Consider the following 16,371-nt stretch of genomic DNA (forward strand, 5'->3'; position numbering starts at 1 on the left):
GGGTCAGTGACACCATGCGGCTCCGCCGCGATGGGGGTCCCCCCGCTCGAGCGAAGTCGAGAGTGGGGGAGCGACCAGCCACGGACGGCACGCAGCCATCGCCCCACATTCCCGCGGAGCACTCGTCAGCCCTTGATGCCGGTCTGTGCGACCCCCTGCACCAGCCAGCGCTGGAGGAAGAGGAACACGAGCACCAGGGGAAGGATCGAGATGGCGGTGGCCATGAAGATCAGATGGAAGTTGACGGTCTGGTTGGTCATGTACGAGGAGAGCGCCACCTGGACCGTCCACGCCTCCTGGTCCTGGCCGATGACCAGCGGCCACAGGAAGGCGTTCCAGCCCTGGATGAAGGTGATGGTGGCGATGGCCGCGAAGAAGTTCAGCGAGTTGGGCACGACGACGCGCCAGTACGCGCCCCAGTACCCGAGTCCGTCCACGCGCGCCGCCTCCTCCAGCTCCTTGGGGAACCCCAGGAAGTACTGCCGGAACAGGAAGCACGTGAAACCACTGAAAAGCCCCGGAATGATGAGACCGCGGAAACTCGACACCCAGCCGAGCGACGAGACCAGCACGAAGCTCGGTACGAAGGTGACGGCGGCCGGCACCATCAAGGTCACCAGGACCAGGTAGAAGATCTTGTTGGCGTGCTTGTACGGGATGCGCGCCAGGCCGTACCCCGCCAGCGAACACACCAGCAGGACGCCCACGGTGTGCGCGACGCCGACGACCGTCGAGTTCCACAGGGACGTCGCGAACGGCACGGTGTTGTCGCTGAACAGCTCGCTGATGTTGCCCCACTGGATGTCGGTGGGGAAGAACTTCCAGGTGTCGCCGGTGATCTCGGCGTCCGTGGACAGGGCGTTGCGGACGATCAGATAGAAGGGGATCAGGAAGAGGAAGGCCGCGACGCCGGTGGCGATGTAGAGGCCGGTGGAGCCGATGACGCTGCCGCGCCTGATGCGTTGCGGCTTGCTCGCCGCGGGCGCGGATTTCTTGATCGGAGGCGTGGTGGTGGTCACTTGGTCTCGTCCCCCCTTCCGAAGCCCATGATCCTGCCCTGCAGCAGCGTCACCGTGCAGATCAGGATGGTGAGGATCATCGCGCCCGCGCTGCCGGCGCCGTAGTCCTGGTTCTCGCCCAGAGCGAGGTAGTACAGCTCGACGAGTGGTGGTCGGCCCCACGTCGTATTCGTGAGCAGGTTGAAGAACTCGTCGAAGGCCTGGTACGCGGCCACGAGGAGCAGCAGGATCACGGCCGTCGACGTCGCCCGCAGCTGGGGCAGCGTGATGTGCCGGAAGGTCTGCCAGCCCGGCTTGGCGCCGTCGATGGCGGCGGCCTCGTACAGCTCCGGCGGGATGTTCTGCAGTGCCGCCAGGAAGAGGATCATGTAGAAACCGGCCTGGAGCCACAGGCGCACCGTGAGGATGACCAGCCAGTACCAGGGCGGATTGGGGTCGGCCAGCCAGGCGACGTTCTCGATGCCGAACCAGCCGAGCACGGTGTTCATCAGCCCGAACCGCACGCCGCTGAAGACGGACATCTTCCAGATCAGCGAGGCGGCGACGAAGCTGACCGCCGTCGGCAGGAAGAAGACCGACCGGAAGAACGCCTTCATGAAGCGCAGCCGGTGCACCATCAGCGCCAAGCCGAGCGACAGCGCCCAGGTGATCGGCACGACGATCGCGGCGAAGACGGTGAAGGTGCCCAGCGACCTGACGAAGTCGCCGTTCGTCAGCATGTACTCGTAGTTGTCGAAGCCGACGAACTTGTCCGGCGTGACTGTGTAGCGCGCCTCGTAGAAGCTGAGCCAGGCGCTCCAGACGATGGGGACGTAGACGAAGATCAGCAGACCGACGAGGAACGGTCCGGTGAAGAGCCAGAAGTTGAACGTGGTGCCCCGCACGCCCCGCCGCGGCTTGGTCTTGGAGACCTTGGCCGGGGCGGGGCGCGTGACGTCACGCGTAGTCGTGGTCGACATGTCGTTACCTGTCCGGCGGCCTATCCGAAGAGCTTCTTGAGTTCGCGGTTGACCTTCGCGTCCGCGGTGTCGAGGGCCTTCTGCGGCTCCACGCCCTTGCGCACGACGTCGGCGATCGCCTCTTCGAAGGCGTCGATCATCGCCTGGGTCCAGGACGGGTTCTCGAACCGTCCGTACTCGTTGAAGAACTTGACGCCCTCAGCCGGCAGACCCGACTTGAGCTTGTCCGCGGACTCGGCGATCGACTTGCGCGGCGGGACGTGGAAGCCGTAGCTGAGCGCCCAGTCCTCCTGGTGCTCCTTCTGGTCGATCCACAGCCACTTGACGTACTCCTTGGCCAGGTCGACGTCCTTGCCCTTGGCGTTCACGAACATCGACCAACCGCCGTTGAAGACGGACGGCTTGGCCCCGTCCGCGGCGACGGGGTAGGGGAAGACGCCGAGGTCGTCGCCGAGCGCCTTCTGCATCGCGGGCATGGCCCACATGCCGCACCACTGGATGGCGCAGAGGCCCTGGATCAGGGCGGAGGGGTCCCAGGAGTCGGCGGGCGCGCCGGTCAACAGGTGGCCGGCCTTGAACATCGTGCGGTACTTCGACAGCGTCTCGGCCACCGCGTCCGTGTGGTACGCGATCTGGTTGTCGGCGGTGAGCTGGTCCGCGCCCGAGGACCACACCAGGGGGTATTGCGTCTGGACGATGTCGTTGCCGATGAACAGGCCCTTGACCTTGTCGGTGGTGAGCTTGGCCGCCGCCTCGACGAGCTCGTCGAGGGTCTGCGGTACGTCGACCTTCGCCTTCTCCAGCATCGACTTGCGGTAGTAGAAGAACTGCGGGTCGTCGATCATGCGGACGCCCCATATCTTCCCGTCGACGGTGTGCGACTTGAGGTCGGCGGGGTTGAAGTCGTCCTTGACCGGGTTGACGAGGTCGCTCAGGTCCGCGACCTGGCCGCTCCTGATGAGCTGGAGCTGCGGGTGGAACTCGAAGACGTCTGGCGCGTTCTTGGTGAGCAGGGCCGAGAACAGCTTGCTCTCGAAGTTGGAACCGGTGATCCACTGCGTGGCCACGCTGGCCCCGTCGAAGTCCTTCGCGTAACGCTTGATGGCCTCCTGGGTGCCGGCCTCGCCGTACGCGTGGAAGTACTGCGTCAGGGCCTTGCCCGAGGCGCCTCCCTCGGAGCGGCCGGTGTTGCCACCGCAGGCGGCCAGCCCGCCGGCGGCGGCCAGACCCATGGCGGCCCTCAGTACGTTGCGGCGATCCCAGTTGTTGCTGCTCAGTGCCGACATGCTGACGTCCTTGTCTCTAAGTGCGGCTGCGGCTCGCTTGCTCGATGAGCCAATGGCTCGAATCCAGGTGCGGTGCGGGACGTTAACCTTCGGCTAAGGCTTCGGCAAGGGGTTGGACGAAGTCTGCTCGAAGCGTTGCGTTCAGTTCGGAATTCCGAACGTGGGGTGCTGCGAGGGATGTTGTGAGGGGCGGATTCAGGGCGTGCGGAGGTGAGGGCCGCCGGGCCAGGTTGACCGGCGGCCCTCGGCCCCCGGGTTCGTCACTGCTTGGACCAGGTGCGTCGGTTGGACCTCTGACTGGCCTTCTGGGTGATCGAGGACAGGGCGCCCTCCAGCGCGAACGTCGCCGCGCCGAGGCACACCGGATCGGTGGGAATCGGGGACAGGACGATCTCGGTGGCGGCCAGTGGCCGCTTCAGCGCATGCCGGGCCACCGCCTCGCGCACCTCCTCGAGCAGGGGCTCGCCGAGGGCGGCCGCGACCCAGCTGCTGAGCACGACCACCTCGGGGTTGAGCAGGTTCACCAGATCCGCGATGCCGGCACCGAGGTAACGGGCCGTGTCCCGGACGACCTTGACCGCCACCGGATCCTGGGCGGCGACCCCACGGGCCAGGGCGTCGATGGTCGCCGTCTGGTCCTCGGGGTGGAGCAGCGGGCTGCGGGGGCTCAACTCCCGTAGGTTCAGCATGATTCCGGGGGCTCCCACATACGTCTCCACGCATCCGTGGTTGCCGCAGTGACAGAGTCGTCCGTCCAGTACGAGCGTGGTGTGTCCCCATTCGCCCGCACTGTTGCTCACACCGCGATGGAGCCCGCCGCCGAGAGCGAGCCCGGCGCCCACCCCCGTACCGAGGTTCACCACCACGGCGTCCCCGCGCCCGCGGGCCGCGCCGAACCACAGCTCGGCGACCGCGCAGGCGCGCAGCGGATTGTCGAGGTACAGGGGATACGAGATGTGCTCGGAGAGCAGATCGAGCAGGGGCACGTCGTGCCAGTCCCAGTTCGGCGCGTACTCCGAGATGCCGGTGGCGCGGTCCACCTGGCCCGGCACGCTGACCCCGACTCCGAGAACGCGCGCGCCCTCGACCCCGGCCTGCGCGACCACCGAGCCGACGGCCGCCGCGACATGCCCGACGACCTGCACCGGACGGCTCTCGCCGGGGCGCATGTCCTCGTCCGCGCGGGCCAGAACGTTCAGCGCGAGGTCGAACAGCTCGACCCGTACGTACGTCTCCGCGATGTCCACGCCGATCAACGCGCCCCCCGACGCGTTGACGGCCACGAGGCCCCGCGGGCGACCACCCGCCGAGTCCTCGAACCCGACCTCCGTGAGCATCCCGAGGTCGAGCAGCTCGCCCACCAGGGTTGCGACGGTAGCCAGACTCAGCCCGGTGGCGGCCGCCAGCTCCTGCCGGGACGTGGGCGACTCGGCGATGATCTGGCGCAGCACCTCGTAGCGGTTCGCGGTGCGTATGTCGCGGGATGTGCGCTTCACCGGGCGGCCCCCTCGATCCCTTCAGACCCATGCCGAGCCACGTCGGCCCCGACGCGGCGCAAGGCTATGGCCTGCACCGGACTTTCGACAAGGGGTTAGGAAAGGGGTTGTAGAAAGAGAGGGCTTACTTGGCGGACGCCTGGACGTCAGACGCCGAGCACTTCGCGGACGAAGGTGTTCCGGAACGTGCCCGTCGGGTCCAGCTCCTCGGTCAGCGCCGCGAACGCGTTCATCCGCGGGTAGCTCTCATGCAGCGTAGCCGGTGCCGTGGTGAACACCTTGCCCCAGTGCGGGCGCGCATCGAAGGGGGCGAGTGCTTCCTCGACGCGCCGCACCACGGGCAGCACGGCTGCCGTGTCCGGGACCCAGGTGAAATGGAACGCCACGGTGTCGCGCCCGTACGCGGGGCTCAGCCACTGGCTGTCCGCGGCGACCGTGCGAACCTCGCAGATCTGCAGGACCGGGGCGATCGTCGCGCGGATCGCGTCGAGGGCATGCAGGGCGTCGAGCGCATACGGGCGTGGGAGCAGGTACTCCGACTGGAGTTCGGCGCCGCTGCTCGGGGTGAATTCGGCGCGGAAATGCGGCAGTCGCTCATGCCAGGGGCCCGGCACGCCGAACTGCTGCGTGCAGTTCTGCGCGGGCATGCCCGGCACGGGGTGCATGGCCTCGGTGACGGGCGCGGCCCACGGGAAGTCGTGCAGCGGCTGGTCAGTGCGCTGCTTGACCCACGCCTGTACGAAGCCGGACTGCCGCCAGTCGGTGAACAGGCTCACGCTGTACGCCGATGCCGACACCGTCTCGAAGTCCAACCCAGCGAGGGGGAATTGGCCATACACCTGCTGGGCAACCTCGAAGTCCGGCTCCACGTCGAGGGTGAGCGCGGTGACCACGCCGAGCGCGCCCAGGGAGGTCACGGCACCGTCGAAGCGGGCGTCGTCGCGGCCGATCGTCAGCATCGAGCCGTCGGGGGTGACCAGTTCCACTTCGCGTACGGTCGCGGCCAGCGAGCCGTTGGTGTTCCCCGAGCCGTGCGTGCCGGTCGCCACCGAGCCCGCCACCGAGATGTGCGGCAGGGAGGCCATGTTGTGCAATGCGAGCCCGTGCTCATGGACGCGCCGGGCGAGCTGCGCGTACCGCACACCGCCGGCCACCCGCACCGTACGAGCCGCCGAGTCCACCTCGACCGACGGCGGCAGCGCGGTCAGCGAGATCAGCACACCCTCGCTGCCCGGCTCGGCGATCTCGTTGAACGAGTGTCCGCTGCCCAGCACCCGCGCTCGGGCACTCTGCGCGACGAGCGCGCGCAGCGCGTCGAGCGAGTGCGGGCGGTGCAGCTCCTTGGCGGAATAGGTGATGTTGCCCGCCCAGTTGGTCACGGGCTCTGTCATCCCTGCCATGTAGTCCCTCCCCAGGAAGCCCTCTTGTAGGTGGAAGCTACCTTGGCGGGTGGCCGGGCTTCCTCGGCGGTGTGGTGGATCAGGGGCGAGTGCCTAGGGCGACTGCGGAATCGTCATCCAGCCGCTGACGCGGCCATGTCACTTGAGGGAGTTGCTTCGAGCCGGCCCCTGCCGCTGCTGGTGCTGCTCGTTCCAGAGGTCGGCGAGCTCGCCGAATGCGCTGTCGAGGCGGCCGAGTTCCCAGAGCAGGTAGATACCGGCTCCGGCGAACGGGAGCCACTCACGCCAGTCGAAGATGAGAACCGGCATATACGGCAGGCCCCCCTCGGGCTCTGGATGGAAGTGCGCGGGAAGGCGTCCATCCAGAAGCCCGCGGAACCCTTCCGGAGCTCTCAACCGGCTTCCGGTGCGGCATACGCGAAGTCGTCACAGCCCAGTCGGTGAGCGTGCGCTAGCCGAGGCGCTGATAAAGGGCGTAGCCGGCGGGGTTGGGAGCTGCTGCCGGTGGCAGAGCGGGAGCGACTTCTGGTGAGTAGGTGTATTTGATCCCTGGCCGTGAGGTTGGTACGGCTGAATGATCTGAGTTGTGGGGGTCGGCGGGAAATCTCGGCGGTACTGCCGAGAGTGCGGTGATCCGCTGCTGCAGACGATGGCGGCGGAGGCTGTGTTCTGCTCAGACCGTTGCCGGGTGAGGGCCTGTCCTCAGCGGTGGGCGTCGCGGAACGGCCTTACGGAAACGCTGTAGCAGAACGCCTCTGAGAACCTCGAACGCCTCATGGTTTGCAAGGTAGTTGAGAGAGATTGCCGGGTGCTTCGAGCCCCCTGTTTCAGCTCTGACCCGGCGTGTCGCGCCCGCGTCACGGTGACCGGGGCCGACGCCCCTTGGACCGGTCTCGTCGTGGTGACCGGGCCGGGCGAGGGCGGTGGCCATCATGACCGACCGGATCGGGAACGTCACCCGGCAGCGTTACGAGCAGCTCTCACCCAAGTCGAGCGGCCGATCGGCTGGTGCATGAACGCCCGCCGCCACGCACGCGACTACGAACGTCTGCCCCAGCACTCCGAAGCCCACCTGAAACTGGGCACTCATCACCAAGACGAACCGACGCCTCACCCGCAAAAGACCCCGAACGAGCCGTTGGACGGGGAAGACTCTTGCCTGATCACGAGCAGCTATGTCACATGGCTGAAAGGCGTTGGACCAGTAGTAGCGATAGTGCCTCTCTGAGCAAGTGCTCCCCCGAGTCGAGCACATAAGGGATCATGAAGCATGCTCCCGGATGACTGGCAACTCACCGAAGACGTCGACGACTTCCTCGCCCAAGCCGGAGACTTCCTGCGCTCTCGGCCCGCCCTCCACAACACGCCGCTGACGGACATCGAGAAACTGCGTGCCCGCGGAGCGGACGCACACGGTGCCGAAGCCGCCGTCTTCGGCAGACTGGAGTCAGGAGGCGAAGTCCGCGCCATCTTCTATCGCACTCCGCGCGGCCGTCTGGGCCTTACACCCCTCTCTGCCAAGTGGGCCGACCACCTCGCCGCTCATCTGGCCGCGCTCGGCCACTCTCCCTCCACCGTCATCGCAGACCACGAGACCGCCACCGCTTTCGCCGAGACATGGCAGAAGCACGCGGGCGCAGCGCCGGAACCCTTCTGGCGGACTCATCTTTATCGTCTCGGCACGCTCACCCCACCGCAGCCGCGCCCAGAAGGCCAGGGTCGCATCGCGGGCGGGAAGGATCACGAGCAAGTCGTGCGCTGGTGCCGTGAGTTCTGCGTCGACGTCGGTGAGCAGCCGTCCATCGACTTGATCGACTCCGGCTTCTGGGCCGACTCGCGCTTCGGCGACAGGCACTTCACGTTCTGGGAGAACCCGGACGGCACTCCCGTCTCCATGGCGGCCACGACCTCGATCGTCGGCGGCATGATCCGGGTGGACCCTGTTTACACACCCGCCCACCTCCGGGGCCGCGGCTACGCGGGCGCCGTGACCGTCGAGGTGAGCGGTGCCGCGCTGGCCGCGGGTGCGACGGACGTCGTCCTGTTCACGGACCCGGCCAACCCCACCAGCAACGCCCTCTACCAGCGGATCGGATACCTTCACGTCGCCGACTTCGCCGGGTACAAGTTCTCCTACGGCGCACCCGAAACCGACTAACCCGGTCGGCGAGCCGCAGCGTTTCTTCTACGACCTCTCGGGCAGCGCGGAACATCGCGACGCCCAGATCCGGCACGCGCTGACCCGGCTGCTGCACTACACCCGCCGCTGCGGGGCCGCTGCGATCGCTCTCGAGGACCTCGACTTCGCGGCGGAGAGGAGCCGGGAGAAGCACGGCCGCAACAAGCGCTTCCGCCGGCTGCTCTGCCGCTTCCCCACCGCGAGACTCAAGGCCAGGCTGGTGTCGATGGCCGCTGAGCAGGACATCGCCACCGTGGCGGTCGACCCGGCATATACCAGCCGGTGGGGTGCCCAGCACTGGCAGAAACCGCTGACTATCCCACGACGTGAGATGTCCCGGCACGATGCGGCGAGCATCGCGGTCGGGCGACGCGCCCTCGGGCACCCGATCCGGCTGGGGGCACCTCCCAGCGGTAGCTGGGGGAGGACGGCACCGCCCCACCCCGACCGGAGTGATCGTGGTGGGCATCGGACCGTCCAGGCCCGACCGGAGGCCCGGCGGCGTGAGGGACCCCGCCTCCACCTGCCCGGACCGCGCACCGGATGCGCGCCGCCCGGCGGTGGAGCGAAAGCGGGCGACCAGCGTGCCCAACACCGTTCGGGGCACGCGGCTGAGCACGAGTCCTGGCAACAGGACTCACTCCCGCTCAGTCTTTAGGAATGGTCTCCCAGAGCGTGCAGCGCTTGTCGGCGTAGCGTGTGTCGGCCCACTGCCAGCCATCCGTCGCATGCTTCATGATCGCTCACGCAGGCAGCTCCTCGTAGTCGTGTGATTCAGCCACGTCCACCTCCCGCACCCCGGCCGAAGGCTCCCGTGGCCGCCGCGGGTGGAAGCTCCTTCGAGAAGTGGGGGAAAGCGCTTTCATGTCCATTGCCCTCTCGCTCGACGACCCATACCGTAGGGACCGGTTGCCATAGGCGTTCGCCCTACCCACCTCACCGAGCCGGAGGCCAGTTCCTTGCCCGAGCATTCCCCGGGGAGCTCCTCACCCCAACGTGAGGGCCCCGTCGCGCTGTTCGCCATGAGCGCCGAGAACGTGTCGCAGGTCTTTCCGGCGGAGGTGCTGGCTCGTCTGTGTGAGGCCGTAGAAATCGATCCCACCGTGGTGGTCGAGGACTTCGCCGACCCTCGCGTACGTGAGGTCCTCTCCCGGGCCGAGATCCTGATCACCGGCTGGGGCTGCCCCACTCTCGACGTGAGCGTTCTGGAGGCGGCACCGAAGCTGCGGGCCGTGCTGCACGCGGCGGGCTCGGTCAAGAGTTTCACCACCCCGGCGGTCTGGGAGCGCGGCCTGGTCGTCTCCTCCGCGGCCGGTGCCAACGCCCTGCCGGTGGCCGAGTACACGCTGGCCATGATCCTTCTCGCGGGCAAGGACCTCTTCGCGCACCGGGACCGCCTCCGAGCCGAACGCGCCTTCCCCTACGGGGAGATCGTGCCGGGCATCGGCAACTTCGGCCGGCGGACAGGCATTGTCGGAGCGTCCCGCATCGGCCGCCGCCTCATCGAACTGCTGCGCCCCTTCGACCTCGAGGTGAGCCTCGCCGACCCGTACGTCGACGAGGCCGGGGCCGCCCTGCTCGGCGTACCCCTGCTGCCGCTCGACGAGCTGCTGCGGACCAGCGACATCGTGAGCATCCACGCGCCGCAGACCCCGGAGACCCGCCATCTGATCGGCCGTCGCGAACTCGCACTGATGCCCGCCGGATCCGTCCTCATCAACACCGCGCGCGGCTCGCTCCTCGACCACGACGCCCTGATCGACGAACTGCGCACCGAGCGGATCAGCGCGATCCTCGACGTCACCGACCCGGAGCCGCTGCCCGGCGACTCGCCGCTCTTCGACCTGCCGAACGCGTTCATCACCCCGCATCTCGCCGGCTCGCAGGGCAACGAGGTGGCGCGCCTCGGTCTCACCGTCGTCGAAGAGGTGGAGCGGCTGCTCGCCGGACGCGACCTCGCGCACCGCATCGACCACGCGGAGCTGGGGCGCGCCGCATGACGATCGGCGCAAGGAGTGGTGGGCGGCGCCCGCGACGCGTCTCGTAGGGTGACGTGCACCGATACGGGGAGGTGGCCGGGCGGTGGCCAAGAAGTCGGGGCCGGAGGCGAGCAGGGACGCGTCCACGGTGAGGGACGTCGCCGCGCGGGCGGGGGTCTCCGCCTCGACGGTCTCCCGTGTCCTGGGCGGCACATACCCGGTCGCCGCGGGCACCCGGGCGCGGGTGCTCAAGGCCATGCGCGAGCTGGACTACGTGGTCAACGCGCACGCCCGCGCGCTCGGCGGTTCGACGAACAAGACCGTCGCGTTCGTCGTCGACGATGTGACCGGTCCCTTCTACGCCCATATCGCGCGCGGCGTGGAGGAACAGGCCTCCGAGGAGGGCCGGCTGTGCATGCTGTGCACCACGCACGGCGACCCGAAGCGTGTGCTCGCCGTCGTCGAGACCATGCGTGAGCAGCGGGCCGACGCCGTGATCGTGGTCGGCGGCGCCTGGGAGGACAAGGCGTACCAGGAGCGGATGACGCACTTCGCGCACGGCCTGGAGCGTGTGGGGTCGCGGCTCGTGCTGGTCGGCAGGCCGCCGCTGGGACCGGGCATACCGGCCACGGTCGTCGAGTACGACAACGAGGGCGGCGCCTTCGCCATGACCACCCACCTGCTGTCGTCGGGGCACCGGCGCATCGCCTACGTCGGGCGGATGCCGGGCCTGTCCACGAGCGGGCAGCGGATCAGCGGCTTCACCCGCGCCCATGAACTGCTCGGTCTCGTTCCCGACCCCGAGCTGATCGTGGACGGTCCGTTCACCCGGTCGGTCGGCTATCAGCTGACACGGCAACTCCTCGCAGGCGGGCGGGAGTTCACGGCGGTGTTCGCGGCCACGGACATGGTTGCGGCCGGTGTGATCCATGCCCTTCGTGAGGGCGGGCGGCGTATCCCGGATGACGTCGCCGTCGCGGGATACGACGACATTCCCGTGGCCCGGGACGTCTATCCGGCGCTCACCACCGTCAACGTCCCGCAGGAGGAGCTGGGCCGGGCCGCCGTGCGGCTGGCCCTGCACCGGGACGAACTTCCGGACAGCCAGCATCTGGTGCTGGGGACGCATGTGGTGCTGCGCGACTCGACTCGGCGCGTCCGCTAGGCCGTTGGTCACGGGACGTTCCGCACTACGAAGGGTCGGGGCGGACCATGCCGACTTGAACCCCGGCCCCGGCCCAGCCCTCGGTGACAACCGGTCTCTAGGTAAATGGGTGCCGTTTCGGCCTGCTACCGGTTCGTAATCCCGTGCATTTCCCTGGTTTGAGCGGTGGGACACTTTTTCCGTGCACGATGTCTTGCCACTTTCCATCGGGACTCATAGCTTCCGTAGAGACCGGTTTCTACAGAGCTACCGTGAGGATCCCGCATGCCCGTCACCAGAAGATCCGTCCTGGCCGGTGCCGCCGCCGGGACCGGCGCGCTCGCCCTGAGCGGCTGGTCCACGGCGGTCGCCGGCCAGGCCAGAGCCGTCGACGCCGCGGCAGCCGAGGGCGCGAGACGTCTGGACCTCGTCGACCTCGGCGACGCCGACTCCGAGGCCGCACACGACCTGCACGCCCCGGACTCGGCGGTCGTGGACGGCAACGCGGGGGACAAGGCCCGGGTAGCGCGGCCCCTCGACCCCGCCGACATCAAGGCAGGCGACCTCCGGTTCACCATGAAGGTCGACCCGGTTCACCAGAACTACCTCACCGTCAAGTTCTGGGGCGGCGACACCTCGACGTACAAGACGATCGCGTACATCAACGGCGAGCAGATCGGCTACCGCCGCTCCGGTGACTACGAGGCCCTGAACACCGGCACCAACCGCCCCCTGCCCGGACGCTTCTTCTACGCCACGACGATGCTGCCCCTGGAGCACACGCGGGGCCAGGAGACGGCCGAGATCACGCTGCGGACGTACGACAACGCATTCAGCGGCAGGGTCACCGCCGACTCCCGCGGCTACTACCGGGCGTACACGCACACCGGCGCGTATCTCGACGTGAGCGACGAACCGCAGGCCGACTACACCCCGCCCACGGACACGGTCGCGGACCTGACGGAGGCGCAGAAGCAGGACCTGGTCGACGGCTATGTGGCGAGCCAGGTGAAGCTCTTCAACGACTACTCGGCGAGGATCGACGCCTCGGCATCGGCCCGCCTGTCCATCGTCCGCTACCAGGACGAACTCCGCTTCTACGCCACCGCGTTGACTCAGGCCGCCTGGTGCCCGGCCCAGTCCGCCGTCGACAAGCAGGACGCCCTGCTGCGCGTCTTCAAGTGCGTCGACAACCACACCAAGGACTACTACGGCAACACCAAGCTGCTGGCCTGGGGCGGCCACCAGGGCGACTGGGGCGGCTACTACGGAGCACTCGGCGAGGCCCTGTACGTCGTCGAGAACCTGATCGCCGACAACGATGTCTACGGACGTGAGGCCTTCGAGACCTACCTCGACGAACCGTTCACCACCGGGACGAGCGAGGGCGAGACCTCCCTCAAGGACGTCGACTTCGACGGCTCACCGCTGACCCGCCGCGCCGCCTGGGGCCGCGTCCTCAAGGCCAACTTCGACTACGCCCGCTCCCGGCTGTCGTACATCTTCAACCAGGTCATGTACACCTACGAGGGCGCCTGGGAAGCGCACGAAGGACTGCGCGTCATCGGCTCGAAGTTCTACGAGGGCAAGGCTCGCAGCCACCGCATCGCGGGCGAGGCGCTCGGATGGCTGCCCTTCCTCGGCGAGGAGGTGCTGGTCGGTCCGGACGGCCAGGACCTGGACCTCTTTCACTCGCTCTTCTACCACGACCGCCAGGCGCGCTGGACCGACGACTACATCCAGTACGTCATCAAGGGCCTCGCCAAGTCCAAGCTCGACAGTGACGGCAACGTCGTACGCCGCCTCCCGCTCGGCACGCACTTCACCGGCATCACCGAGGCCGGCCACACCCGGGAGAACGGCTACGTCGCCAACTACGGGGAGTCCACGAACTACCTCCCCGAGTGGTTCCACCGAACCTGGGGCCACGAGGGCGACGAGGAGCTGAACGACCGCATCCTGGAGATAGCGCTGCGCAATCTCCACGCCCGCTCCCACGCCCGTATGACGGACCTCGACGACAATCTCAAGCGTTCCATGCGCATGGAAATGGTGATCGACGAGCGCAACACCAACTACCCGGGATTCCCCGGCTATGTGCTCCGTATCTCCGAGGGCAAGATCCTCAACTATGTCTCCCTGGCCCATCACATCGCCGAGCACCCCGACCGGTACGCGGGCGACGACTGGAAGCAGGTCCGCGCTCACGCCCGCGAGGCCGTCGGTCTCGCCCAGCAACAGCTCGCCGACCACCAGTACTTCAACACCTTCGGCGGGGTCAGGGCCAAGAACAAGTACGACCTGAAGCTCGCCGAGACCTACGCCTACCTCAAGGCACACGAGCCGACCGGCATGGTCCACCCCCACACCGACTTCGACTGCTACACCGCCGCCGAACTCGACGCGCTCGCCGTCAAGAAGAGCGAGTACGAGCGCTTCGCCTGGGTCGACGTGGACTGCATGTTCGTGTCGCTGCGCGACGGCGATCTGCACGTGTGGGGCCAACTCAACGAGCGGCAGCGGGGGTTCGCCCGCAACGGCCGGCTGCATGCCCGGTACGCCAACCGCGATCACCTCGTGCAGCTCAACTCCGACGGGCTCTTCCAGTACGAGGACTACTGGGCCCGGATGGACAACATCGACGTCGACTTCATGGAGGACCAGCAGACCGGTGACGGCGGGGCGCCGCAGGCTCTCGCCGGAGAGATCGCCCCCATCACCTACCAGCCCGGTGTCGGCACGGTCCGTCGCGAGAACTTCGAGGCCGACCACGCCTATTCGGGCTACCCGGACCTGCTGACCGCCCGCTACGGCCGCTATTTCTTCGTCTTCAACACGACGCGCAAGGTGTATGGCAACGAGCGCGCGTACGACGTACGGATCCCGTCGGGTCACTCGGGCTCCACGGTCCTCGACCTGGTCAGCGGCAAGGAGCTGGAGATACGGGACGGCAGTGTGACCGTACCGGCGAAGACCGGTGTGGTGCTGAAGTTGTCGTCGGCAGATATCCCCCAACTGCCGCCCGCTCACGTCGACTTCGTGCACACGCTGCCCGGCGACGGCGCGGTCGCCGTCACTTGGCAGACCACGGCCGGCGCCACCCACTATGAGGTCCGGCGCGCCACGCGTCGGCCCGGCCCGTACGACCTGATCGCGTCGAGGGCGACGGGCAGGAACTTCACGGACACGGAGGTTCGTACCGACGAGACGTACTACTACATGGTCACGGCCGTCAACGAGGTTGGTTCTGGTCCGGGTTCACACGCGATCCGCACCAAGCTCCCCGCCTCGGTCTCGCCCGGTCTCGCCAATTCCGGCTGGCGTGACGATGCCCTGGGCACCGCCCGCTCGGGCAGCGCGGCCGTACGCGGGTCGACCATCCGCGTGCTCGGCGCGAAGGGCGAGGGGCTCGGCGAGGGTGACGACTATCAGCTTCTGAAGCGAGACATCGAGGACGAACTCCACTTCGTCAGCCGCCCGTTGCCCGGCAGCTTCACGCTGACCGCTCGCGTCGACACCGCCCGCGGTCCGCTCACTGGCCTGATGCTCCGCGACAAGCTGGACGCCGACACCCGCCACGTCTACTTCGGCGCCGACGCGGACGGCAACCTCGTCTTCCACAACCGCACCCGCGACAGCCGCCACGACTGGCAGGACGATCTGCGCTCGCCCATCACCCGGAAACCGGAGGGCCAGAGCCTCGCCGCCACTCCCTGGCTCCGCCTGGTCCGGGACTTCGCGACGCACCGTGTGCTCGCGCAGGTCTCGGCCGATGGGTCGGTGTGGCTGACGGTCGGCTCGCTGTTCACACCGTTCCCGTACGCCGTGCATGCGGGCGTGGCGGCCACGGGTGACGCCGCTGTCGCGAAGGTCGCGGTCGATGTGCTTGCGGCCGGTGCGGTTGTTGTCTCGGTCGAGCGGGATGCCGATACAGCGGTTGTTCGCTGGAACAAGCCGGAGGATGCGGTGGCGTTCACGTTGTCCCGCTCGACGGACGGTACGGAGTGGGAGGTGCTGGAGAGGGGCACGCGCTCGTACTCGTACAAGGACGAGGGGCTGCGCCACGGGAGGCGCTACTACAAGGTTGACGCCCAACTCGTCGGCGGCGGTGTCCGGGAGATGACCGACTCCGTGGTCGTCTCTGCCGAGACCTTGGCCCAAGTCATCGCCCGCGCCCGGAAGGCGGACGCCTCCGAGTGGACGAAGAAGTCGTACGCGGCCTTTGTCGCCGAACTCGATCGCATCGAGAAGGCGACGGGGGAGGACGAGGACACCCGTATCGACCAGGTGTACGCGGCATACCAATTCCTCGTCTCCATCGAGACGTTGCTGCGGAAGTTCGAGGTCACGCCGTCGATGGTGCAGGCGTCGACCATCGCGTGGCCGGGCACGGGGACGACGGCGTCGAACGGGTGGCGGGCCTTCGACGGTGACACGGCCACGTATACGGACACGTTGGCCGCGGAGAGCTGGATCGACATAGAGGCCGGGGCCTCCGGGCCGATCACCGTGGACCGTGTCCGGCTGTATCCGCGTGTCGGTCAGCTGAGCCGTGCCAATGGGACCGTGTTCCGGGGCTCGAACGATGACGGGGGCACTTGGACGGACTTCCACACGGTCAGCGGGATCAATGCTGCCCAGTGGTACGAGTTCAAGCTGCCTGAGCGGGCCTCGTACCAGCGGATCCGCGTCTACGACGGTCACAATGGCCGCTGCAACCTGGCGGAGGTGGAGTTCTGGTACCAACTGCCGGACGAGCTCTGAGACAAGGGCCGCGGCCCACTCCTGCACGAGGGACAGTGAATTCCTCCGGCAGTGCCGTGACGGGTGACGCGGTGCCTTACCGGGGCGCGGCAGGTAAGAGGTCGGCCTACCTCATGGACAGCGAGTTCGGCGGCGCGGCGTCACC

General features: G+C 67.8%; 10 protein-coding genes and 2 pseudogenes. 6 read left to right on the forward strand and 6 right to left on the reverse strand.

Annotation, left to right across the window (positions count from 1 at the left end; genetic code table 11):
- Window positions 1-125 precede the first annotated feature (125 nt).
- From ACFYO0_RS19205 to ACFYO0_RS19230, 6 genes are all read right to left on the reverse strand, one after another.
- Window positions 126-1,019, reverse strand: a complete 894-nt coding sequence (locus ACFYO0_RS19205) for a carbohydrate ABC transporter permease (RefSeq protein ID WP_388677024.1) — start codon at window positions 1,017-1,019, stop codon at window positions 126-128.
- On the reverse strand, window positions 1,016-1,978 hold the full coding sequence (locus ACFYO0_RS19210) for a carbohydrate ABC transporter permease (RefSeq protein ID WP_388677026.1): 963 nt from the start codon (window positions 1,976-1,978) through the stop codon (window positions 1,016-1,018). The genes ACFYO0_RS19205 and ACFYO0_RS19210 overlap by 4 nt, the downstream gene beginning before the upstream one ends.
- A 20-nt stretch (window positions 1,979-1,998) precedes the next feature.
- Window positions 1,999-3,264, reverse strand: coding sequence for an ABC transporter substrate-binding protein (locus tag ACFYO0_RS19215; RefSeq protein ID WP_388677029.1), 1,266 nt, complete (start codon window positions 3,262-3,264; stop codon window positions 1,999-2,001).
- A gap of 260 nt (window positions 3,265-3,524) precedes the next feature.
- Window positions 3,525-4,760: an ROK family transcriptional regulator gene (locus tag ACFYO0_RS19220; protein WP_388677032.1), complete on the reverse strand. Its 1,236-nt coding sequence runs from the start codon at window positions 4,758-4,760 to the stop codon at window positions 3,525-3,527.
- Window positions 4,761-4,906: 146 nt separating this feature from the next.
- Window positions 4,907-6,151 (reverse strand): FAD-binding protein, encoded by a 1,245-nt coding sequence (locus ACFYO0_RS19225; RefSeq protein WP_388677603.1) that lies wholly within the window; start codon window positions 6,149-6,151, stop codon window positions 4,907-4,909.
- Between the two features lie 147 nt (window positions 6,152-6,298).
- Entirely contained in the window at window positions 6,299-6,469 is a 171-nt protein-coding gene (locus ACFYO0_RS19230; protein ID WP_388677035.1) for a hypothetical protein, read from the reverse strand.
- 679 nt (window positions 6,470-7,148) lie between these two features.
- On the opposite strand from ACFYO0_RS19230, the pseudogene ACFYO0_RS19235 reads away from it, so the two are divergent.
- The 6 genes and pseudogenes from ACFYO0_RS19235 to ACFYO0_RS19260 form a co-directional block, all read left to right on the forward strand.
- Window positions 7,149-7,320: pseudogene (locus ACFYO0_RS19235) on the forward strand (IS5/IS1182 family transposase); the annotation flags it as partial.
- 110 nt (window positions 7,321-7,430) lie between these two features.
- The gene (locus ACFYO0_RS19240) at window positions 7,431-8,318 is read left to right on the forward strand and encodes a GNAT family N-acetyltransferase (protein WP_388677038.1); all 888 of its coding nucleotides are present in this window, start codon (window positions 7,431-7,433) and stop codon (window positions 8,316-8,318) included.
- Window positions 8,317-8,997 (forward strand): annotated as a pseudogene (locus ACFYO0_RS19245) (IS200/IS605 family accessory protein TnpB-related protein); the annotation flags it as partial. The gene ACFYO0_RS19240 and the pseudogene ACFYO0_RS19245, both read left to right, overlap by 2 nt.
- A gap of 364 nt (window positions 8,998-9,361) precedes the next feature.
- The gene (locus ACFYO0_RS19250) at window positions 9,362-10,339 is read left to right on the forward strand and encodes a hydroxyacid dehydrogenase (protein ID WP_388677041.1); all 978 of its coding nucleotides are present in this window, start codon (window positions 9,362-9,364) and stop codon (window positions 10,337-10,339) included.
- Between the two features lie 82 nt (window positions 10,340-10,421).
- Window positions 10,422-11,483, forward strand: a complete 1,062-nt coding sequence (locus ACFYO0_RS19255; RefSeq protein ID WP_388677043.1) for a LacI family DNA-binding transcriptional regulator — start codon at window positions 10,422-10,424, stop codon at window positions 11,481-11,483.
- Between the two features lie 264 nt (window positions 11,484-11,747).
- On the forward strand, window positions 11,748-16,226 hold the full coding sequence (locus ACFYO0_RS19260; RefSeq protein ID WP_388677046.1) for a Tat pathway signal protein: 4,479 nt from the start codon (window positions 11,748-11,750) through the stop codon (window positions 16,224-16,226).
- The last annotated feature ends 145 nt before the right edge of the window (window positions 16,227-16,371 follow it).

Source organism: Streptomyces sp. NPDC006365 (assembly GCF_042870755.1).
GTDB classification, from domain to species: domain Bacteria; phylum Actinomycetota; class Actinomycetes; order Streptomycetales; family Streptomycetaceae; genus Streptomyces; species Streptomyces xiangluensis.